We start from the raw sequence: 747 nt of genomic DNA on the forward strand, positions 1-747 counted from the left end.
TAGGCTAATTCATGGTTCAATTAAGTTGAACTTAAAAGGAGAATCGATACGAAAACAGTTAAATAAATTGACTGATGATGATCAGTTAAGCTAATTTAAAAACGGCTCTACAAAATGATAAATCAGGTGATCAAAGCTGATGAGAATCGGTGATCAAAGTCATGAGAATACGCAAAGTGCATGGAACAGGCTGATTTAGCTTATATTGATAAGTCAAATCATGATGATTTAGGCATAAGCCCTGATTGCTTTGATAATAAAACTGCTGGAAAGCCAAGTAACGTTCCTTCTAACAGTATTCTTGAGTCTGCAATTTTAGAGGCTGTTGTAAGTATCCTTGACAGCTCTACAAATTAGCTCCAAAAATTTAGATACAAAACTAAAAAGCGTTACTCTATGACTAATACCAATCAGCCAAATTATGTGATCTAATTAGCGCACCGATACTTATTTACTTTTACTAAATTGAACTTAGAAGAATCCAAGCAACTTCTAACTACCTTAACAATCGCGTTGCTGCTTGAACAACAAACCGATTAAGGGCCGCCCGGCTATATTAACCTCACTACAACTCGACACACTGTCAGATTATGTAAAACAGTCAGCAAGTTCTTCAGAAGGCGGCAGACTAATGGGGGAAGATATTGCTCAGTATATTTATGACCAGTTCAACATAAGATATCACACCGATCATATTTACAAACTGCTCAAGAAGCGTGGGTTTAGCTGGATCACAAGCCGTTCTAA

At 36.7% G+C, this 747-nt stretch carries 2 protein-coding genes; both read left to right on the top strand.

The genetic code is table 11. The features are described from left to right. The first annotated feature begins 180 nt into the window (after positions 1-180). A complete protein-coding gene (locus H5186_RS22625) occupies positions 181-357 on the top strand; it encodes a hypothetical protein (protein ID WP_182719499.1) in 177 nt (58 codons plus the stop codon). A 274-nt stretch (positions 358-631) separates the two neighbouring features. Continuing rightward, the coding region (locus H5186_RS23440) for a winged helix-turn-helix domain-containing protein (RefSeq protein ID WP_220491369.1) at positions 632-747 on the top strand (116 nt) is incomplete at its 3' end.

It is taken from the genome of Pseudoalteromonas sp. SG41-2 (genome assembly GCF_014164535.1).
Classification (GTDB): Bacteria; Pseudomonadota; Gammaproteobacteria; order Enterobacterales; family Alteromonadaceae; genus Pseudoalteromonas; species Pseudoalteromonas rhizosphaerae.